Source organism: Botrimarina mediterranea, assembly GCF_007753265.1.
GTDB classification, from domain to species: domain Bacteria; phylum Planctomycetota; class Planctomycetia; order Pirellulales; family Lacipirellulaceae; genus Botrimarina; species Botrimarina mediterranea.
Genome location: NZ_CP036349.1, coordinates 3,108,874 through 3,131,095, shown reverse-complemented (window position 1 = coordinate 3,131,095; position 22,222 = coordinate 3,108,874). Strand labels below are relative to the sequence as shown.

The window sequence follows — 22,222 nt, the reverse complement described above, 5'->3', positions numbered from 1 at the left end:
AGGGGCGTGGCGAAGCTATTGACGATCGCCCCGACAGTCGAAAGAGTGACCACGTGAGCGGGCCACAACGGCCCGCGATTGTCGGCGGCGGGCGTCATACGACATCCGCCCCTTTACCCGCGGCGCCGATCGACTCGGCCCGCACTACCCTCGAGGTTTACTATGTCCGTTGCTACTTCCTGCGCTGCCTCTGTCGTTGCTGTTTCGCCCGCCGGTCGTGCTCACGACGCCCCCTTTCGGGGCCCGCGCTTCAACCCCTTGAGGTCTCACGATGACACGCAAGCCCTGTTCGGTCCCGATCGACAATGCACGCTACGCAACGGCGCGTCTGCAGCGCCTGGCCGGCCACCACGCCGCGCCCACCGATCCGCCCTGGCGCGACGACTGCCGCGAGCTCGCGGGCGTTCTCCGTTTCTTTGCGGGCTACTTTGACGGCGTCTCGCGGAAGAGCTGCGACGACTGCCCAGCGCAAGCCCGGGCCGTTGCGGTTCACTTGCTCGCCTGGCATGCCAGCCGCGGCGCCCGAGGCGTGGCGTTGCGTGAGGCGTTCGCCATGCTCGACGCGCCGGGGCCGTGGTCGGCCGAATACTTGGCTCCCCGCCTCGGCGGTTGGGCGCTACGCTTTGCCGCGGCGCCGCTGTCGATGCGTCGCAAAATATTTCCCGAAATAATTCCGGTCGCCCATTTAATCAGCGCCGCCGCCCACCGTTTAGGCGGTCGCGGCGCGTGTTGTACAATCCCTCACCCCCCAGCGGGGCAACGGAAAATAACGCTATAGGGCCCGCCCGCCCTCGGCCGCGAAACCCTTCCGCTTTCCCCTTTCGCCTTTCCCCTTTCACGATGGCCAACTCTTAACGGAACCCTCTACGATTCGGTACAAACCCCAGCACTTTTGGTCCTCGTTTTTGGCGACCGCCTCCACCGAACGGCCCGTTTCCACCCCCGAAGCGTTCATGTCCACCAGCCCCTGGCCCGCACTCAATCGCCTCTACGGGCCGAAGGGCGACTCGGCCGCGGTGCTCAACGCGGCGATCGCCGCGGAAGAGCCGGGCGGCGCCGCGCTGCTCGACGCCCTGCAGCTGGCCAACACGGTTTCCAAGTGGGACGACAACGCCATGCAAGCGGTGGCCAGTCATACGCAGATGGCCTTGCTGGAAGCGACGGCGTCCGAACCACTCGCGCCGCTGGCCGGAGCGGCGGAACTCGCCAAGTCGATGCCCTACCTCAACAACCCCAAGGCGCTGCACCACGCCCACGAGGCGCTGCGGCTGACGCTCAAGACGGCGCGGGACCTGCTCGTCGAGCGCGTGCTCGAGCGCCACGCCAATCCGGCCGAGTGAATCACGCGGTGATGTCTTTGACGCACGCCGCTGGGCAGCACGGGCTGCGGCGAATCTGCCCGCCGTTGTTGGTAATGCCCGCCGGGTAATCGAGGATTGCGCCCGATTCGAGGTAGATCTGCCCCGAGTTGACGAACGGGCATGTGATCTTGAGCGTCGCCCCCGCGGGGACGCGGACCAGCCTGGTGTTGACGCACTCGCCGCCAATGTCGTCTTCCCTTCGATTCACTCGCCGGCGTCGATCGACGAATGGACATCGCCTTGCTCAACTTCGATGCGGCCGTTGTTGACGAGGCCAGTGCGTCTATAAAGCGGCCCTCTGGAAAGGACCACTGTGCCCGTTTCAGTTTCGATAGTCGTGGACGCGTAAAGGCGCTGCGGCCGCAAGCAAGACGTCGCTGCTGAATCACTTGCGGCGTCCGCTCAAGGTGACGGCAAGAGTCGACGGAGAGGGAATCGCGCGAGCAACTGTTCACTTCTCCGACGCGTAGGCTTCTCTAACTATTGTTAGCACGCAGCGACGCACATTTTCGGCCAAGTTTGGCCAAGCGTCTGCAATAGTCGCTAGTTCAGCGTCGAGCGCTCCACATGCTGCGTCACCTGCAGCCGCTCCACCACTACCAGTCGATGATTGCTTTAGTAGTTCGGCCCACCTACGGCGTCGAAAATAGGTATCTACCACGGAGTCCAATCGGCGCGAAGCGTACGGACGCGCTCAACAAGGCTTGCTCGAGAACGTACGTAGGAGTTCTACTTCTCCGCCGTTTTGGCCGCGTCGAAGATGGCCATCAGCATGTCGGGCCGACGCAGGTTTGGCAGGCCATCCAACGTCACAGGTCGATGAAGCCTCTGCATTTATGGCAGATGCCGAAATCCCCGGATAATTCTACGACTAATGCGGATTCGGTTCTATCTGCAATCCGTCGCTCCCTCACTCTCTTCCACTCCATCAGTCGCGCATTTGCCTAGCGGTCGAACCGAACGCCTTGCGTCGGAGGTGGTAGCTACCGAGAGTCTTTGACCTAGAAACTACGCCGCTGGTGCTGGCTAGTTGCCGCAGTCATTCGTCGGATCTCGGTGCACGCGGTATGCTCGCCTAAGCCGGTTTACCCGATGACCGAAGGCTAGTTCCTTTGATATGTTACAAGAGCCACCACAGACATCAACGCAATCGCGGCGGTTGCTGGTTCCGGGATTGGGACAAGAGTAAGAGTCAGCGTGGCGTTGGCGGAAAAGTAGTCTTGCCCCGCTACTTGCGATGAATACAGATCGATAGCGAACCAATTGCCATCGACGAATCGGCCACTCAATTGAACGTCCCGATTGGTAATTGTGGTCGGCCGACCTTCTACGAGATCGAGGAGCACGCCGTCGAGATAGAACTCTGCTCCTTCAAGTTCAACGGAGCTTCCAGTGTGGGCGGAAAAAGCGCCATTGAAGCTGCCGCCAGACAGAGTTGTCCTGGCTGATACACCCGATTGTCCGCCGCCGTTTGAGAAATCGCCGTAGAAAGCGCCCCCGCTGATGTTGACTGTGCCGGATGCGTTCACGAAATCTCCGTGAAATTCACCGTCAGTGATCTTCATCGTTCCAGACTGGTTACTAAACGTGGGATTGCCGTTCAAAATGTCGTCCGCAAAGTGTCCACCAGAGATACTGATCGTGCTCAAGCGGTTCCAAAGATCGCGGCTAAAACTTCCGCTCGCTATCTGCACCACACTGCCTGAATTTGTGAAGAACCTTCCGTCAAACGTGCCGGCATCAATATCGACTTCGGACCGGTGGACTATAAAAGTTCCCTGAAAGACGCCGTCGACAATCTCTGCCACGCCGTTTTGTAGGTCGGTCGTCCCCATTACGGTTGCGCCAGATATCAGCAACTTACCGGTGCTTGACAGACTGCCCCCGATGGTGCTGTTGGAAACTTCCAGTTCGCCTCCGATCGACTGCACCGAGAACTCCACCGCGCTGCCTCCGGTGATCTCGGTATACGTATTCGCGTAGAGAGTAAGTCCGCGCACCGCGGCCGCATCAATGGTCGTTGTGGTCCCGGAAAACGCTGTAAACTGGGTCCCCACGTTGCCGCCGCTGATATCGATGTCGCCGTTGTAGGCTTGGAGCCATCCTCCTACCTCACCACCGGAGATCTGCACGGTGCTGTCGAGAACTTCCAAGAAATCGCCGACCCGTCCTCCCTCGATGTTCAGCGATGCCCCGATCGCGGTGAAGTTGTCCGGCAATACTCCCCCGTCGACGACGGTCATCGTTTGCCCAGGTCGGAGGCCATTCGGGCCCGACACACGGGGAGAGTCGATGACTTGAGGGGTGAGGTCGGCGGCCGGCGCCGCGGTGCGTGTCAGCTTCACCCCTGTGATCACGTCCCCCAGAGGACTGGCGTTTGGGCTGAAAAGGAACGGCGACCCATCGCTCAGAACGCCGGAGAAGACTTGCAACGCTCCACCGCGCGGGCCGAGCGTGATCTCATCGCCGAGGTAATCCTGTCCGTTCAGTTTGAATTCACCGCCGACGAACTCGACGTCACTACCCTCCCACGTGCGGAAGTCGGGTCCTATCGAACCCCCGGCGAGCGTGATACGGCTTCCGCTGAGCGCGTTGAACTTCGTGCCGATGTTCCCGCCGGTGATATTTACTACGGCGCCTCGATTGACCGTGGAGCGCTCGCCAATCGATCCGCCCGACAGGTTCAGATTGGCGTCGATCACACTGAGCCCGGCGCCGACATTACCCCCGAGGATATTCACGGACCCGCCAACAACCTCGACACCGGCGCCGGCGTCGCCCCCTTCGACGTGGAGGGTGGCGCCGACGACGGCGAAGTTATCTTGGAGGACGCCGCCCTCTCTCAACGTCAAGGTCTGGCCGGCGCGCAGACCGGCAGGCCCTTGCGTCTGTGGCGTATCGACAACTCGTGGGGACGTGTCGGGCGGCGAAAGTGGCGCCTGGGTTAGCTGGACATCCTCCAGTAGATCGCCGTCCAGGGGGGAGAAAACGAAGGATCCGCCATCGGCGAACGTTCCGGTGAAAACGTCTCCGGCAGCGAGCGTAACGATGCTATCGGTTACGGCCTGACCGTTGATGCGGAACTCGCCTCCGACAAGCTCGACCTTGCTGCCGACCTCAGATCGGAAGGACTGTCCGAACGCTCCCCCCGCGATCCTCGCCTCGCTGCCGGAATAGGCGCGGAAGCTGCTGTAGAGACTTCCGCCGAACCCAATACTTCCGCCCGTGACATTCACCGAGCCGCCGCTACTGACCTCGAGGCTATCGACCATTCCTCCGGAGATTGTCGCTACGCTGCCGGTGTGGACCCCGAACAATGAGCCGATATGTCCGCCTGAAACGTTGATCGTCGTATCCAAGGCTTCGAATCGAAAGCCGACTTTGCCCCCCGTGATGTTGACCTCACTCCCCGCATAGGTGTTGAAAAAGTGGCCGATCTCGCCGCCTGCAAGATTAATGACGGCGCCATTGCCTTCGAGCCCTTTTCCGATGGCGCCCCCTTCGATCGAAAGCGACCCATCAACGACGGCGAAATAGCAGGGGAGTGCGCCTCCCGCCTTGAGCGTCATCGCTTGGCCCGCACGCAGTCCCGCGGGCGCAACTGGGGTTGAACCATCAACGACGCTCGGGGCTAGATCAATCGGGGGCAGTGCGACCCGCGTGAGCACGACGCTCTCGAGCCGATCTCCGAACTGCCTCCCGGCTGTAAGGGGGGTAAAGACGAAAGGCGATCCATCCGCCAGCGTACCCGTGAAAATAGAATCCGCATTGACTGTCCGACTCAGCGTTACATCGCCTGAGGAATACGGAACGCCATCCAGCATAAAGTCATTACCGATCAACTCGACGTGGCTGCCAAGTTGGGCATTGAATTGAAGGCCGACTCGTCCCCCCGAGATAGTGACGTGGCTGCCCGGCGACGCCGCGAATCCGTCGCCGACCTCTCCGCCTGCTAAAGTGACGACGCTCCCTTGAGTCGCTGAAAATCCTTCCAAGAAGCCGTTGTCATAGCTGCCAACCCTGCCTCCGAAGATATGCACTTCGCTGCCGTCAGCGGCAGTAAAGCGAGGCGCCACTTCTCCTCCGTAGACATTCACCACACTTCCAGACAGTGCGACCATCGAGCCGCCCACTTCGCCGCCGGGCCGCACATTGAGCGTTTCGCCGGACTTCAGCTGAAACGAGGGCGGAAGCACCTGCGGCGGGGCCTCAATGACGACCTGAGAGAACGCCAGCGAACATAGAGCAACAGAGGCCAGGCAGCGGCAAACGGTCGCGAAAGCTTTCATGATGGCGCTGTACTGCGTTGAATCAGATATCTACGAAAAAACCCCGCACCAGAGATTCAGCCGAGCCGCAAGTGTGCGACGGGCGAATCAGCTTGAATGCGGGGTTGCGTTAGTACTTCTCGTCTATGCGACAGTGTCGCTGTGAGGCTGCTTCAGCGGTCCACGTGATCGCGCAGGATACTCTAAGACGTTCAGGTTGCCAATGAAATCGGCGAGCCAACCTGAACATTCTCGGGTTGAACGCACCTGCCTTCAGGCAACAACCGAATTGGGATCGAGCACTCTAGATTGGAATTGCTTAGTTGAGCCAAGCCTCCTAGCACGCTCGTCCATACGGTCGAATCCGCGCGGAGGGCAGCTTTGAAGCAGGAGAATTATAACGGTCTTGTGCAGTCGGGCGCCTAATCCGCAGCGGCTACGGCGTGCGGGGAGGTCGCTGAGGCGCAACCGACCGACGCAAGTTTGGGGCTTTCGCAATCCGCGTCAATGTGAGACTTCTCAACGATTTCGGGCGGTTCTGCTAACGCGCGACGGTGGGCTCAATCCCGCCGCTTAGGTCGCTGCCCAACTCAGCGAGGTTGCCTTAACCGCACGGACTTCGGTCTCCGGCAAACTCGCTGAGCTTCGTTCCCACCGCTGTTGGAAATGCCGTCATCGCCGATCGTCACAGGTCCGACCGCCCGATTGCAGATGCCGAGGTCGTAGCGGGTCTGGCGGAGTATCCAGGGTCACCTGGAACTAGACTGGGATTTGGCTAGTCGCCGAACGGCGACGCCATCTTCCCGCGAGTCGGTGACCGATCGCTCATACCCCCACGGACGGCCGTCGCGGCCCCGTCGGCGAGGGAGCGGCAGGGAGGCGATCCGCTGGGGCGTCGGAGCCTTCCCGATGCCCGTCACGTTCAAGTCCGCGGTTGACCGTTACGTCCGCGCCAACAAGCTCGCCTCTAACACCCGAGAAGAGTACCAGACCACCCTGCGGAAGTGGCGGGCCTGGGGAGGCGGCGTGCCAATCGAGCGGCTGGAGCGCAGGACGATCCGCGAGTTCCTCGACTGGGTCTACGATCGGGCTGTCGCTGACAACGGCTCGAATCCCGGCCGGACGGCGAACAAGGCGCGCGAGCAGCTCCGCGCGGTTGTCTCGTGGGCGTGGGAGCACGACCTCATTGACACGCTCCCTCGCTTCCCCAAGCCGGTTCCGCAACGAGATGTCGCCGGGCGGCACTACTTGACGAAAGCCGAGATCAACGCCCTTTACTTCGCCACCTACCGATTACGCCGCCCTCGGCTTTGGCGAGAACCGGCGCCCGTCGGTCGCTACTGGCGGGCAGCGCTAGTGGTCTTCTTCAACTACGGCTTCGATGCCGGGACCGTCTGGGGGAGCTGCTCGTTCCACGAGCCGATTCTTTGGCGGCACGTCATCTGGGATCGTGAAGCGCCGGACCGGAACGTCAAGCAGCATTCCCACTGGGGGTGGCTCTACTACCGCCGGGTGAAGACCAGTAAGGCGTTCTATCGGCCGATGAACCGCGTCGTCCACGCTCACTTGCGGAGCCTGCTACCCGAGACGGTTGAGCCGGACGCCCCGGTGTTTCTCGGCGGCGGCACGCGTCCCAACGACCGCTTCCGAAAGCTCTGCGAACTGGCCGGCGTCCCGCCCAAGGCGGACATCGAGACGGGGCTGGCTAAGCCGTGGGTCCTCAAGGACCTGCGGAAGACCTGCGCGACCTATCATGACGAGAACTTGCCGGAGTCGTCGATCGAGATTCTCGGACACTCAGTCGGAGGGATAACCTACCGCCACTACGCCGACCGGGCGCCGTTGGCGTTCAAGGCGATCTCGACGTTGCCCCAGCCATCGGCGTTCTTATCGCTGGTCCGCGGCTTCGACGGCCAGTGCCCCTGCTGCCGCAGGCCATTCCTCGACGCCAGCTGACATCGGGCGATCCGACCTCTGGAGTTAGGTCCTCACACGAATTAGCGCGGGTGACCCAACCGCTAGCGGCGCCTCGCTTTCCCGATTTGAGCCCCTCAATCTCTCGACGCTTGTAGGGTGATTGGACGGCAAGAATTGATTGTGACGCTACTTCAAGTGTGGCTGCACGGCGGCCCCTCAACACCACTTACAAGAAGTCAAATGATTGGCTGCGAGGACGAACGGTGACGTTCGCAACCTGCTACACTTTCGACAAATAGAATGCACTGAACAGATCCAATCACCCCAAGGGTCTAATGTCAAATGCCGTATCCTATCTGATCGTCCGATCTGCCGCCGTTCAGATCGTACTGCTGAGTGCGTGCGTTCCCCCTTCCGCGGCCTTCGAACACTCATTTGTGCTCTCGAGCCCGATCGAGTTGGGGGCGGCTCTCGACGATACCGGCGTCGGGCAGTTCGAGATGGACCCGCTATTCCTCGGGGTCGAGTTTGACGAGGACCTCCGCGCCGGCGGCATCGTCGGTTCCTCGAACGCGGTGCTCTTCCCTTCGATCTTTGGCTTGCCCGAGGTTCGCGCCGACACACGCACCGGCGTGCGGCTCGACGCCAACATCACAGGCCGCGCGGGGCTAGAATTGAACGCGTCGCTCGATCTGGGCGGTCTCGATGCGGACGCTACTTTCGCTTACACGCCGACACTCTCCGTGCCAGACGTGATCCGTCGTGGGGGCTTTTTCTCACTGCGGGGCGGGGCGGGTCTCGACACGAACGGCGCGTTTGGCGTCGGCCAGATCGACCTGCCTTCGGCGTCGGTCGGGGCGGACGTGATCTTTGACGTCAACGCCACGGGCCGTGTGGACTACGGCTTCGCGGGGGTCGTGCCGTACAGCAGCTTGCCATTCGACTGGGATGTCGTCGAGCAGCCGACGGACGACGACGGCAATTGGACCTTGCTGGGGGTAGGCGTCGATCTGAACAACGACACGGACTTCGGCACGCTTACGGTGGCCGGCCAGTCGATCGGCGTGAACCCGGGCGACGACGACACGGTTTTCGGCTACGACATCTCGCTGGACGGCAAGCAGCCCAGTGGTGAACCGACGCTGTTCAATCGCGACATCGGCCGCGTCGAGATCGTTAAGCCGACGCTCGGCGACACCCTCCGGATCGATACGTCGCTGAGCGGCGAGCGTGGAATCAGCCACACGATCGACGCCGACATCTTTCGGCTTGGGGTCGACATCGATGGCATTGCATCGATCCTCGCTTCAACCGCCGCGGGCCTGCCGCCCGCCTCGTATACCGATTTCTCGAAGACGATCGGGCAGGCCGTTAGCGACATCAACGGCTCGATCGACGGCACGCTCATTGATCTGAAGTACGGCCCCGAGCTGGGCTACAAGTACGAATCATCGATCCAAGCCGACTTCGAGGTAACTCTAACCTTCAGCGCGGACGTCGCGGTCATCGGCGACGACGGGGCAGTTACCATCACCGACACGCTTGCCGGCGATTGGAGCAACCTGCCGGAGGTCGCACTATTGGATGGCAACGCCGTCGACGTCGGTATCGACTTTACCCGCTACAAAGCTAGCCGCACCGACCGCGGCGCTCTGACAATCGGCGACTACTTGGAGTTCCAGGCGTTGGCGATCAGCGCAAACCTGAACGTGGGCCCTTTCTCGGTGGAGCTCGCCGGCCTGGGCCCGGCGATTCATGCACGGACCAGCGTGCTGGGCGCCTTGCTTGGTGAGTTCGAGATCGAGCTCTTTCAGAGCACGGGTGAGCAACTCGTCAGCATCGATATCACCGAGTCGGGCGCATTCACGATGCAGGCGGCGCCAACCGAGGTGTTGTACTTCAACGGCTTTGCCGGCAGCGGATACGACGACATCGATAGTTGGCGTGTGCTCGGAACGACCATCACGCCCGCCAGCCTGACGGGAAACCTCCTTGTCCTAGGACAGAACGGAGCCGACGCCGGCCGCGTCGATCAGCTCACGCCTGCCACGATCGTGTCGGAGGCGAAGAATCAAGATCAAACCGTTGTAGCCGACGAGCTCCGGCTGATTGCCGGTTCGCAGCTGACGCACAACGGGATAGGATCGGGTCTACTGCGTTGGGAGTTGAACCGGGTCACGAACGACGGGACGCTAGTCGGCAACTTAGGCATGCAACTCGCCGCCGGACCGACAGGCGTGCTGACGATCGGGGGTACGGGTCATACCGCGATCTACAGCAACGGAGCCAACGCGATTGAGGCCAATCGGTTGGTCATTGAATCAGGCCACACCATCACGTTGGCGGGCTCGAGCGGCGGCCCGGCATTAGCTGTAACTCAGCGGATCGACAACTCAGGCGTCCTCAATCTCCTCGGCTCGTCGATCCAGGTGACTCTGACCGAGGCGTTACGCAACTCGGGCGAGCTGCTCGTCTCACGTTACACGGGTGACGTACTCGCCTCGGGCGACACCATGTTCAACACCAGTGCAGGCTACGTGAACGACGGACTCATCCGAGTAGCGGGCAACGACGGCGCCGCGAAGCTTACTCTGAGTGGTGGGCAGTTGAGCTCACCGACCGGTGAGGGCGTCTTCGCGGCGGGTCCCGGCGGAACGCTCGTTATCGACCTCGGCTTCGTCGCTCCAGGTGAGGAGATGCTCTTCCGCGCCGAAGCGGGGGGAACGGTAAAGTTCGACAAGCTGTTGGCCGTGCCCGGGGTAGCCAATCTGCAGATCGACGACGGCGGGAAGATCGATATCGTCAACCGGGGCCTGCTGTTGATCGCGTCGGGAACCAACACGGTCTCCAACCCCGGCGGCGGCACGATCGTGCCGGTGAATCTCGACAACAACGAGGGAATCGTCCGGATCGAAGCGGACGCCCGATTCGCTATCTCCGCGACCATCGAAGACTATGCTGGCGGCGGCGCGACGTTCGACGCGGGCGAGTGGCAGATCATCGGCAACCCCGCCTTGTTTGACACCCGCAACTTCTTCAGCGCGGGGGGCGAGGACAAGGCGTCTCTCGGTATCACCATCACGGCAGTGACCGCCGCGGACAACTATCTTGGAGAGTTCGAGTTTGACGACGAGCCGGGCTTCGACCCGGCGGTCCCCGGCTCCGGGTACCAATTCGAAGATTTCGATACGACGCTCGCGATCAATGCGTCGAAGGTCACGCTGAGTGGCGCCGCCTACTTCCCCTACTTCAACACGGTCCGAGAGAACCGAGGCTTGATCAACCTGCGCGAGGGGATCCGCTTCTCAACGGAGGGGGATCTCACCAACTCAGGCGAGATTAACGTTGAGAACGGCGCGAAGCTCACCGTCAACGGCGACCTACTGCTCCACGGAGGGTCGCTGCGGGTCGAGGGTCGCAGCGGCTTGGAGTCACTCGACTTCGCCTTGGTCGAGCACGACTTCTCCCAGCACAAGATCGAGGTCGTCGGCGGTGACTTGGTCTTCGGCGACGAGGGATTCTTGCAGTTGCTCTTGGTGCAAGTACTGCAGGGCCTGCCCGACTATTCCTTGGCGGGCGACTGGACGGTCCGCGAGTCGGTCGACGTCGATGCGGCGACGGGCGCCGAAACCGTCCGCGGCGCGCTAATCGACCTGGGCGTCGTCGATCGCATCACACGCTATAGCAACGGGAAGTTGATACTTGACGGGACGGCGGTTCGGTTCGACGCGATCCAGGGGCTAGCTCTGCTTGAACGCGGAGCGAACCGCCCCACCGAGATGGAGGTCCTTGGCGGCTTTGAGCTCAACACCGAGAACGGCCTGCTCGACCCGCTCGAACCGGGCGGCGAACGACTCGAAGCTTTCGTCGCGTTCAACGAGACACGCCTGCTGGTCGCCGACGGCGGCAAGCTGCGGACTGAGAAGCTCTTGCTGTTCGGCGACGCGACCATCGGCTCGCAGGGCTACGTTGCCGCCTCGATTGACACCCTGGTAGTGAGCCCGGTTGCGGGCGACGGACTCCGAGTCGATGGGGTCCTCGACACCCCCTTGCTGAGTGTCTTGGCGAACGGCGAGGGCTTCTCGGGTCCGGGCGAACTGTCCGGCGCGGGTACGATCACTGGCAGTGTCGTCGTCGATGGAGGAGTTCTCACGCCTGGCGACGACGCGGACGGCCTGCTCGTTGGCGGCGACCTCACGCTCTCCTCAACGGCGGCCACGCTCATCAAGCTCGGCGGCGAAGAGCATGGCAGGCTGACGGTCGGCTCCGCAATGCTTGGTGGCCAACTTCAGGTGCTCATTGGCGACGATTTCATCGGCGCGGATGGCGAGACCTTCGAGTTGATCGGCCTCATTGATGACGGCGTGGGTATCCTGTCCGGCGCGTTCGATACCGTGCTGCTCCCGACGCTCGATTTTGCCAGCTTCTCGCTCAACGCCACCAACCAAGGAATCTTGCTCGAGCTCGCCGCCACATTGGACGGCGATTTCAACCTCGACGGAAGAGTCGATGCCGCGGACTACACGGTATGGCGTGATGGCCTTGACATCCTTTATGACGTGTCCGATTACAACGTTTGGGCTAGCAACTTTGGTGCGGCGATACCGCCTGTTGGGGCCTCCGTACCCGAACCTAGTGCTGTAATTCTGACGGTCCTCGCGATTTCAGCATCTCTTCGCCGAATACGACGAGACAGCAAGAATCTAAGGCGGACGCAACGTCGTCGCTTTGCTAGTGACAGCAACGCGCTCAAGGGATGGTTTTAATGGGACGTTAGCCGCGAAAGTGGCCTCGCCCTCGGCGGTAATCGAGGCGGGCAAAGTTGCAATAGTAGTTTCCATCGCGGTCGATTGGCGGGGCCCACGATCCTCACAGGTCCGACCGACCTCCGTAGAACGTAAAGGTCGCGGGTGGGCTGGCGCGTCCGGCCGACGCCGTTCCGGCGGCGAGCCAAGATCCCTCGCAACGGTCAGTGTCACAATCTCGACTTGATAGTCAGAGCCGTCAGATCGACCGTGGTTCACATCGGTGAAGTGGAGATTAGTGAAAAAACATCTCAGCGAGGTTGAGGTAACAGCAGACTCGAAGCGGGCCACGGTTCGCTGCCTTTCTATTCATGTGGAGGCAGCATTGGTAGAAACCGTTCGCGCTACAGGGCGACGGTACTTTTCGCAGCACCGAAAACAATCGGCCACCTCAACGCAGATACTATGCGTCTCCACCCGGCAGCGAAGCATATGTCCGACCGGTCAATTACGGGTCCAAAAAGCCGAAGCTAGCACGGCGGCGAATAGCAGAATGCCGGTGCTCGGTTCGGGGACGCGAATCAGGAATAGCGACGAGCCGCGTTGCTGAACTGAATAGCTCGTAAGGTCGAGCGAAGCATCAAATGACTCGAACGTGACCATTGCACTGTCAAACCCTACAAGGCTGCTTGCAGAAGCGATGCGCCACTCGTGGGCGATCGGCGATGTCCCGCCGAATCGCGACAACTGGAGCGTCCAGGAGGCAAGGCTGGCGCCGCTGAAATCGAGAATGCCGTTCACGTTCAACGCGTCGCTGAGGACACCATCGATCTCGTAGTCGAAGACGGCGCCGGGGCCGACGCTCAGGTCGCCGTCGACGGTGAGGGTCCCGATCGAGGCGCCGGGGCTGACTGAGGCGCCGCCGGAGAGGGCGAAGTCGCCGACGAGCGAACCGCTTCCCTTGAGTCCGGCTCCGTCGCCGGTCAGCTCGAGCGACTGCCGAGTGCCGTTGACCAGCACCGCCAAGCGGCGACCGGCCGGGGCTTCCCACGTTGCGGATGTGAGGTCGAGCTGGGCGGCGGCCCCACGGAAATCGATCGACCCCTCGGGGCCTGCGGGACGGATCGCCCCGGTCACGCTCAGCGAGCTGGTCAGAATGTTCCAAGCCGTATCGGCGCCGACCTCCAGGTCGCCAGCGACTTCGACGAAAACGCCACCCGATTCGATCGTGCGCATCAGGTGCCGGTAGTCGCCCATGCCGAGTACCGTCGCGCTGTCGAGCAACCGCACGCTTCCCGCCAACTTCATCCCCGGGCCGGACGCCCCGGCGTTCATCGAGCCGATGTAGCTCGTGTTATGCACGGTGACATCGCCGAAGACGACGTTCGTCTGGAAAGGCGTGTCAGTGTATCCCGACGGATGGTAGGAGACGAGCATTCCGCCGTTGAGATCGACGTTGCTGTCGAGCCAGTTCGGGGTCGAGCCGTTGACGCCGACGAGGACCAGCCTTCCGCCCCCGTTCACCGAGACATCGGCCTGGCCAACGACGCCTGTCCCGCGAAGGAAGAGAGCCCCCGACTCTACACGTACGTCACCGGTATACCGCTCGGTGGGGGTTCGCAGGTAAACGCCGTTCTGGAAGCGTTCGTCGACGTCGCCGCGAATTACGAGGTCGCTATCTCCGACCAGCGCGCCGCCGAGGTGAGACGGCCCGCCTCGTTTAGAGATCAGCGTCGAGTCGGCGTCGAGGTACAGGTCGGTCTGGTGGAAGACGAATTCGAACTCGCCCCCCTGCAGGTGGACCTCTCCGTAGCTCGTCGCGTCGGCGCGGAGGCGTCCGCCGGTCACGTAAGTCTTGGCGCCGTCGAGGACCTTGCTCCCTACCGAGAGCAGCCCGTCTTCGACGTGGACCTCGCCGGTAAACGAGGAGTCGCTAGAGATCTCGATCGAAGCTCCTTCCGAGCCCGTTTTGGTCACCAGGGACGCGCCGAGCAGACGCCCTGAGAAGGACCCGTCTTCCAAGTCGATCCGCTCGGCCCGCACAGGGTTGGAGCCGAAGTAGAAGGCGCCGCCGCCTGTGACGGCGATCGATTGGTAATTGACCTCCTGGGTGAAAACACTCCCCGCTTCATAGCGGGCGCTGTGCACATGCAGCTGATCGCCGACGGGGACCGCTGAGGGCGAGAGGATCCTTACCCGATCGAAGAAGGATGACTCCCCCGACCCCGATACGTAAGTGCCGCCCGTGTACGTGTTGGCGCCGGAGAGCCAGGCGCTCTCGGCGAGGACGAGTGACACCGAGTCGCCCGCCGGGCTATCGACTACGTTGGCTTCGATGGTGGTCCCTTGGTGGAAGATCAGCTCCGCCGCGCCGCTGCCGGTCCCGGCGGTGACGTTGCCGTTAGAGAGTTTGCCCACGCCGAGCACGCCGCCCGAACGGACGTGGAGCGTGTGCCCGCCAAGGTTGACGTTCCGCAGGTTGCTGATCGAGGCGACCGTCGTGTCGGCGGTGAGGGTTTCGTCGGCGGTCATGCGGGTGTGGTCGGCGGCGACGCTGCCGACGAGGGTCGACCGCGTCGCGGTGAGGCCGGTGATCTTGCCGCTGGTATCGATCGCGGCGAACGCGGCGGGCGTCGAGCTGGGGAGGAGGATAAAGCCTCCGCCAAGCATCGTGCCGTCGAACGTGTAGACGCTTTCGACGGTGGTCGTCGTCTGGCGGCCCGCTTCGACGAAGCGGACCGTGGCGCCCTTCTGCCTCTGGAGCTCGCCGAAGGTGAAGCCGACAGGGAGGGTGCCGGAGTGATCCGAGCTGGCGATGATCCTGGTTCGCCCGCGCTCGGCGATCAGACGGCCGATCCGCTCGCTGGTGAGGAACTGCTGGCCCGAGATGAGCGAGAATTGTCCTCCCTCGGTGCGGACGGTGATCGCGTCGTCGATGCGATCGGAGTTTGGGGTTTGCCCGAGGTAGAGCGAGCCTGCGTGCCCGATGACGATGTCTCTCACTCCAGCGATTGAGCCGGTTTGGTCGACCGTCACGCCCCCGTTGGCCCGCAGCAGGTCGGTGAGGCCCCTGACGCCTGACGCGATGCGCAAGCCGCCGTTGGAGTGGGTGAGGGCAGGGCCAATGATGTCGCCGGTCAGCGTCATGGTCCCGCCGGTGCGGGCGCCGCGCTGGTCGACGTAGAGGTTGCCGGCGAACTCCTGATCATCCGCGTAGCTGCCGGCGAGGAGGTCGTATTCGTACGGCCCCTTGAAGCGCCCTCCTTCGAGATAGATGTCGCTGCGGACGACGACCTCATCGGCGTTGATCCGCAGGGTGGCGTACTTGCCGACGTGGATGTCGGTCTGGCGGTTGAGCGTGCCGGCCGAGGAAATGCCAAGCTCGCCTTGCTCGGCGGCGAAGTCGCCGGTGAACGCCGACAGGTCTCCGTTGATCACTGTCTGGTAGCCCCGGGCGCGGACGACGCCATCGCCGACGAGCGTTGCGAAGATTCGGCTGGAATAATCGGACCGCAATTCGCCGGTGACGCCCAGCGATCCGCCCTCGGTGGTGCGGAGCGTCGCTATGGCGCCGGTCCCGAGGAGGACGAGCTCGTCGGCGTCGATCGCCGCGCCCAGGACGAGCTCGCCCGCGCTGACGACCCATGGGTCGCTGAGAGTCTGCGGCGTGTTGAGGATCACACGGCCCCCGGTGGAGCCCGCGCCGACGGAGATCGCCATCACGGGCTGTCCGTCCACGGCAGTGTTGTAGACGAGGTCGCCCGACTCCACGCGGGTGTTGGGTGTGTCGAGCGCCTGGGCGTGGTTGGCGATGATGACGCCTTCAACCACGGTGGTCAGCCCGCGCAGGTCGTTGGCGGCGTTAAGCGTGACGTTGCCTGCGAGCCGCATCCTGCCGTCGCCGCGGATGGCGCCGTTGTAGGCGCCGCCGGAGAGCGTGTGGCTTTGGTTGTTCTCGGGGGAGTACTGGATCGTGCCGTTGTAGACGCCGCCGCCGCCGACGCTCGCTTGGGACTCACCGGTCAAAACGATGTCCCCCTCGAAGGCGCCGGCGCCGGGCGCGACGTCGAGCGATCCACCGCGGAGGATGACGTCGCGCGGCCTGCTCGGCGCGACATTGAAGGTGATGTCGCCTCCCAGCACTTCAAGCGGCAGGTCCGACACGCCGAGGGCGTCGGCGTGATTGATCTCGGAGCCGTACTGGGTCACCCGGGTGGCGCCAGTGTAGGTGTTGGCCGTGTTGAGCTCCGCTTCGCGGAGTTCCAGGGCGCCGTCGTGCGTGAGCGGCGCGTTGACTTGCACGCCGCCTCCGAGGGCGAGGTCGCCGACGCCGGTGGATCCCCCAGTCCACGATCGCAAGTCGGAGGTGTTGTACTGCGTGAATGTAGCCAGCTCGCCGCCGCCGGCGTTGTCGACTTCGATTGACATCGCCAACTGAGGCGACCACACGACCACCTCGCCGTTGCCGACGCGCATCGACGCCTGCGTGGGCGCGGTCCCCTGGTCGAAGATCAGGCGCCCCGCAGCGAGCTGGAATCGCTCGTCGGTCTGCGCTGAGACGCGGACCGTCGCACCGCTAGTGATGAGGGTCGATCCAACGGTCGATCCGAAGGCGCTGCTGCTGGCCGCGATGACCAGCCCTTCGTCGATGATCGTGGCGCCGTCGTAGGTATTGAGTCCCGACAAGCGGAGCTGAACGTTGCGGTTCGTGGGGCCGGAGCGGAAAGTGATCCCGCCGGCGCCGCTGATCACGCCCGAGACACTGCGTGTCGCCGCGCCGGTAGCGGCGACGGCCCAGAGGGTCGAGTCCGCGTCGAGGCGGATCGGGCCGGTCAGGTCGGAGTTCTCGGCAACGACCGCGCCGCCTGCGAGTTCAAAGGCTTCGGCCGAGTTTGCCTGCAGACGCAGTCGAGACCCAGCGCCGACCCGCGTCGCCGCAGTTGTATCGCCCAGTCCGCCCGACGTGGTGACGATCAGTTCGCCATCTACAAGAGTGACCCCACCCGTCAGGGCGGGCGAATCGACGAGCAGGGTCACGAGGCCACTTACCGTAATCGTCGAGTCGGCAGTGAGGGTTGACTCAAAGCGGACGGGGGCATTCGGTCCCGCGACAACTTGCAATCCCTGCCCCGTGGCGACCCGGATGGGGGCTTTGAAATCCAACCCTGCCTGCCGCGTCGCGGCTGTCGGGGTCAAGTGGGACGTGGAGATCGCTCCCGCAAGACCAGCGTTATCAAACGTGAGCGGATGGTTCCCGATCACCTGTGCCGCCAGGACGCCGCTGCTACGGAACTCGCCAATCGTCACCGGGAGGTCGAGATTGAGCACCGGGGTAGACCGGAGTAGCACCGGTGCGACAGCGCTGGCAATGTCCCCCGAGGCATTCGGAATCCCATTCGACCAAATTGAAGAACTACTCCAATTGGCCGGGAGCGGGAGCGTCCCCACAAAGTTGACTGTCGATTCCGTCGCCGCAGCGATGATGCCCGATCCCGTAAACAAGGCGCCGACAACAAACCGAATCGTTGTGGACGAAAAGGCGGACATTGTCATAAATTCTATAAGCGTCGAATTGATCCACCCTAACTAGTGACGGTATAGGGAGGAGTGTCGATTCCGTAGGGGGGCCCGCTAATCGTAATTGCCGCGGCCGGGGGCGGCAATCAACCGGGCAGATGGCGAGCCATTGCTGTGCGTCCTTGTCGCGGACACTGACGCCGGTAAATTCGGCGTTCTAGCAAACGTGCGTCAAACACAAGCTTTTCAGGGCAAACGGGACGTCCCGGCATCAACCGCGAAGTGTCGGTTCTACGCAGGTTCAACGAAGGGATACATCTTTGGTCTTCTTAAGCATGCTGCTGCGGTCCCCCGGGACGCACCGTTCTCGCAGAACGCATAGTTTGCGCGATTGTCCAGGCAGACGCGTACTCACTCATTACGAATGGCAATCTCCTCTAGTCGATCGGCCGTCTGTTCACGCAAGTCCGCTAGATCGATTGATTCGTAGCGAGTCGCAAAACGGCTGGCCGCGTCGGCGTAGCTGTGGTCGGAAGCGAGTCGATTGAGGCACGCGACGGCGGCGGCTGGGTGATTCGGATGAACGGCGAGCCCGGAGCCCGTGCGTTCCACGCGTTGCGCCACCAGCTGCTGTTCGCCGGTTGTCGGCAGGACGAGCGCAGGCTTGCCCGCCAAGAGAATGCGTAGCGTCGCGTTGTGTCCCGCGTTGAGCACCGCGAAGTTGCAGGTCGCCGCCACACGCTTCATGTCAAGCGGACGGTCGACAACGTGGATCGTTGGGCGGGCGAGAGGCGCCGCCGACTCCTTGGCGCCGGGGGCGTAGACCAGTGTCGGCCAGCCTACCTGATGCACGTGCTGCAAGAGATAGGGAAGCGCCTCGATCGGCTTGAGGTAAGCGAAGACGCGAGGCCCCGAGCCCTTCGGCCACACCGGAGCGTTTCCAGGCAGCTCTCCCCAAGGGCCGACGTACTCTCCCCCGACGCGGTCGGGGTAGTGATCCATTTCCAGAAAGGTCGTCAGCAGACTTGCGTCGGCGCGACGATACAGCTCAGTGATTCTCTCCAACTCCTCAACTCCCTGGGAGGCGAGTTGCCGATTGGTCGTCGCCAACACCTGCCGCTCAGTGATCAGTAGCCGATCGGCGTAGTTGTCGCGCCAGGGGCACATATCGGGAAGCGGCGAGATGTCGGGGGGCGAATGGAACCCGGTGCCGAAGACAACTGACCGCAAATCCATTCCCTGGGCGGCGAGCAACGCCGTCGGGGCGAAATTGCCAACGACAACCTCGGCGCCCGAGTGATTGAAGAGGTCTCGCCACGCAGAGCAGAGCGGGCCGAGTGTCTCGATGGCGTTCCAACCGGCGTTGCCGAGGACATCGGCGTAGGTGCTGGGCTGAGCGATCACTCCCCTCAGGGGCCGATGGATTGGGGCGGTCTGCACCTCCAGCCCCGGGAAGAACTGGTCGGCCAGGTCGCAATCGCTGAGGGCCAGGGCCACGTCGTGACGTCGCTCTAGCAGAAGCGTCGCCAACTCACGGAGCGTAGCGAGATGGCCGAGGGCGCCGCCGAGTTCCCAGGCCAGTAAGAAACGCGACACAGCAGCAACCTTGTGCAGGGTATCGGGGCGGAAGAAGTTTGAGCTGTCGGCTACGAGAAGGTATCATCCGCTGTGCAAACCCCGTCCGCTCTGCCGCCAACGAGGACTTGTCTGATGCCCGATCCGCAACGTGATATTCACTCAACCTCAGGCGATTTTCGTCGCACGAGCCGTTATCTTGCCGCTTACTCAGTAGCCGCCGCAAGCGGTGCCATCTTGGCCGATGAGGCCGCCGCTGCTGTGATCCCCATCAATCTGCCGGGAGGAGGGCCGCTTGTGATCGGAGATGCCGATCCTGGCGTCAACTATCAATCGGTGAATCTGGACATCGACGGTGACGGAGTCGATGACTTCCGCTTTAAGAGTTACGTCGGCGTAGACATCACCGATGATCTCCACTACCTGAACGGGGTAATCCTCGATTACATGGCGTTCAGTGTGCGCTACCTCAACGCCGGAGACCTCATCGACGACGCTCTCACCATCGACAATGGCTATCAGGTGCTGAGACTTGACGGCAGTTTCGACAACTTCACGGGCACGCGAGGTTATGCGGCGGTTCGCTTCGACATTCCCGGGGGTTCGCCCCACTACGGTTATTTGGATGTCGCGGTCAACGACTCCGGCAGTCAGTTGACGCTCTTCGGCGGCGCCTACGAATCGGTTTCGGGGGTCGGCATCCGGGCGGGCGCCGTTCCCGAGCCGGCGGGGCTTGGTTTGTTGGCGATGGGCGCGGCGGGCGTCGCCGCGTGGCGCCGTCGTTCGTAGAGCGCTCCCCAACAACGCACAGGTCGCCTGTGGGCCTCGCGAAGCGCGTGCTGCTGATCGGGTGGGCGGGCGCCGACTGGTCGATGGTCCATCCACTGCTCGACGCGGGCGACATGCCCTGCCTTGAAGGGCTGGTCAACACGGGTTCGATCGGCCGGATCGCCACGCTCCAGCCCGGCGTCGGGCCGCTCGTGTGGTCGTCGATCGCCACGGGCGTCCGGCCCGCGCGTCACGGCGTCACCGGCTACTTACGACGTAAGGGGGACGCCGCCACGCCGATGTCTGGCGGCGACCGCACGGCCCCGGCGTTCTGGGACATTTGCTCGGCGGCGGGGCTGACGACGCATATCGTCAATTGGCCCACCTACCCCGCTGAACCTGCCTGCGGCGCTTTCGTCTCTCATCTGTTCACTCGATCGAGCGGCCATCTTGCTGAACCTTGGAGCGACCTGCCCCGCGGCGTGACGCCCGGGCTTGAAGACGTGTTGGCGCCGCTGCGGATTGACCCGCGCGAGCTGGGGCCCGCCGAGCTGCTGCCGTTCGTGCCGCGTGCTGACCGCGTCGATCAAGAGTGTGACCCGGGGCTCGCGATCCTCGCTGGCCGGCTGGCCGACGCCGCTTCGGCCCACGCGATGGCGACCGCCCTTCTCGACAGCGACTGGCAGGTCGCCGCGGTCGTTTACGACCTGATTGACCGACTCGGCCACGCCTTCATGCGGTTCCATCCCCCCAAGGGCCAAGTGACGCAGCGGTCGTTCGACCTCTATCGCGGCGTCATGACGCAGGCGTATCGGTTCTGCGACCAGATGCTCGGTCGGCTGCTGCAACTCGCCGGCGAAGATATGCACGTCATGCTGTTCTCCGACCACGGCCTGCGAAGCGCCCAGGGCCGACCTGCACGGCAATCCACGGGCCGGGGCGACACGCAGTGGCACTCGCCCTTCGGCTTGCTGGCGATACGCGGCCCGGGCATCCACGCCGATCGCTGGGTTTGGGGCGGCAATCTGCTCGACATCTGCCCGACGGTGCTGCACCTGTTGGGAATGCCAACGGAGGGACTCGATGGCCGAGTGCTCGAAGACGCGTTGGAGACTCCGCCGTCCGCAGCGGTTCCGTCTCGCCTCGTTACTACGGATCCTCAACGCCGCTTGGACCCGTTGAACGTCAGGGAAGCCGACGCCCTAAGGCAATGGCTAGTCGACGACGGCTACGCTCGTGAAGAGACGCTCCAGAGCAAGCACGCGGCGCAAATGGCCGACGACGCCTGTGCGTTTAATCTCGCGCAGAGTCACTTGCAGTTCGGCGATTACGCCACCGCGCTGCGGCTGCTGCTCGATTGTCATCGCCGCCGCCCGGAGGTCGCCGCTTACGCCATCACTGCGGCGCGATGCCACGCCGCGCTCGGCGACCTTGACGCCGCGCAGCGCCTCGTCGAGTCGGTTATCGAGCACGACGCTCCGTCGTGGCTTGGGGACCGTCTCCGCGGGCAGTTGCTCGCAGCCGAAGGACAATTGGAGCTGGCGCTCGAGCGGCTGCTGCTTTCCGAGTCGGTAGAGCCGAGGCAGGCCGGCGTCAACGCCGAGATTGGGACGATCTACGACCGCCTGGGGCGGACCGACGAGGCCCGCCGCGCTTTCCACAAGGAGCTGCGCGTCCATTCGAACGACGCCACCGCGTTGCGTGGGCTTGGGAAGCTGTCGCTGGCGGAAGGTGACAACGACGCCGCCTTGGAATGGCTGCTCTCTTCGGCGTCGTCGCAAGAAGTGTGTCCCGAAACCCACTATCTGTTGGCAAAGACGCTCAAGGAGATGGGAAGATTGCTCGACGCGCTGCGAGCGGTCGAAAAGGCACTGCGTCAAGCGCCAACGTACGCCGAAGCAATTGAGCTAAGCTACATTCTTGCAGAGCACTGCGCTAAGTAGAAATCGAGCGCGCTAGCGATATATACGACTTGGATAGAACCATGGAGAGGACCGAGATCCTTACGCCTCAACACGATAGTCGCCGGAAGAACTGGTGTCGATTATGCGTCCGGGTTCCACATAGACGT

10 protein-coding genes are annotated in these 22,222 nt (G+C 63.0%); 6 read left to right on the top strand and 4 right to left on the bottom strand.

Features of this window, described 5'->3' with window-relative positions; translation table 11 throughout:
- Positions 1 to 271: 271 nt before the first annotated feature.
- Together Spa11_RS12215 and Spa11_RS12210 are read left to right on the top strand one after the other, a co-directional pair.
- Positions 272 to 778 carry a hypothetical protein gene (locus Spa11_RS12215; protein ID WP_145112608.1) on the top strand — a complete coding sequence of 169 codons (507 nt, stop codon included), beginning with the start codon at positions 272 to 274 and terminating at the stop codon, positions 776 to 778.
- A gap of 175 nt (positions 779 to 953) precedes the next feature.
- On the top strand, positions 954 to 1,340 hold the full coding sequence (locus Spa11_RS12210) for a hypothetical protein (protein ID WP_145112607.1): 387 nt from the start codon (positions 954 to 956) through the stop codon (positions 1,338 to 1,340).
- 1 nt (position 1,341) lies between these two features.
- Here the strand turns inward: Spa11_RS12210 and Spa11_RS12205 are convergent, their stop codons facing one another.
- The gene (locus Spa11_RS12205; protein WP_145112606.1) at positions 1,342 to 1,569 is read right to left on the bottom strand and encodes a hypothetical protein; all 228 of its coding nucleotides are present in this window, start codon (positions 1,567 to 1,569) and stop codon (positions 1,342 to 1,344) included.
- Between the two features lie 895 nt (positions 1,570 to 2,464).
- Positions 2,465 to 5,650, bottom strand: coding sequence for a hypothetical protein (locus tag Spa11_RS12200; RefSeq protein WP_145112604.1), 3,186 nt, complete (start codon positions 5,648 to 5,650; stop codon positions 2,465 to 2,467).
- Between the two features lie 888 nt (positions 5,651 to 6,538).
- Between Spa11_RS12200 and Spa11_RS12195 the strand changes: the two genes are divergently transcribed.
- A complete protein-coding gene (locus Spa11_RS12195; protein WP_145112602.1) occupies positions 6,539 to 7,585 on the top strand; it encodes a tyrosine-type recombinase/integrase in 1,047 nt (348 codons plus the stop codon).
- 398 nt (positions 7,586 to 7,983) lie between these two features.
- Complete coding sequence (locus tag Spa11_RS12190; protein WP_145112600.1) at positions 7,984 to 12,312, top strand: autotransporter outer membrane beta-barrel domain-containing protein; 4,329 nt, start codon at positions 7,984 to 7,986, stop codon at positions 12,310 to 12,312.
- Between the two features lie 483 nt (positions 12,313 to 12,795).
- On the opposite strand, the gene Spa11_RS12185 is transcribed toward Spa11_RS12190, so the two are convergent.
- Both Spa11_RS12185 and Spa11_RS12180 read right to left on the bottom strand, forming a co-directional pair.
- Positions 12,796 to 17,838, bottom strand: coding sequence for an autotransporter outer membrane beta-barrel domain-containing protein (locus tag Spa11_RS12185; protein ID WP_145112598.1), 5,043 nt, complete (start codon positions 17,836 to 17,838; stop codon positions 12,796 to 12,798).
- Between the two features lie 381 nt (positions 17,839 to 18,219).
- Complete coding sequence (locus tag Spa11_RS12180) at positions 18,220 to 19,404, bottom strand: glycosyltransferase (protein ID WP_145112596.1); 1,185 nt, start codon at positions 19,402 to 19,404, stop codon at positions 18,220 to 18,222.
- Positions 19,405 to 19,518: 114 nt separating this feature from the next.
- Here Spa11_RS12180 and Spa11_RS12175 point away from each other — a divergent pair, with 114 nt between their 5' ends.
- Both Spa11_RS12175 and Spa11_RS12170 read left to right on the top strand, forming a co-directional pair.
- Positions 19,519 to 20,172, top strand: coding sequence for a PEP-CTERM sorting domain-containing protein (locus Spa11_RS12175; protein ID WP_145112594.1), 654 nt, complete (start codon positions 19,519 to 19,521; stop codon positions 20,170 to 20,172).
- 29 nt (positions 20,173 to 20,201) lie between these two features.
- A complete protein-coding gene (locus Spa11_RS12170) occupies positions 20,202 to 22,094 on the top strand; it encodes an alkaline phosphatase family protein (protein WP_145112592.1) in 1,893 nt (630 codons plus the stop codon).
- The last annotated feature ends 128 nt before the right edge of the window (positions 22,095 to 22,222 follow it).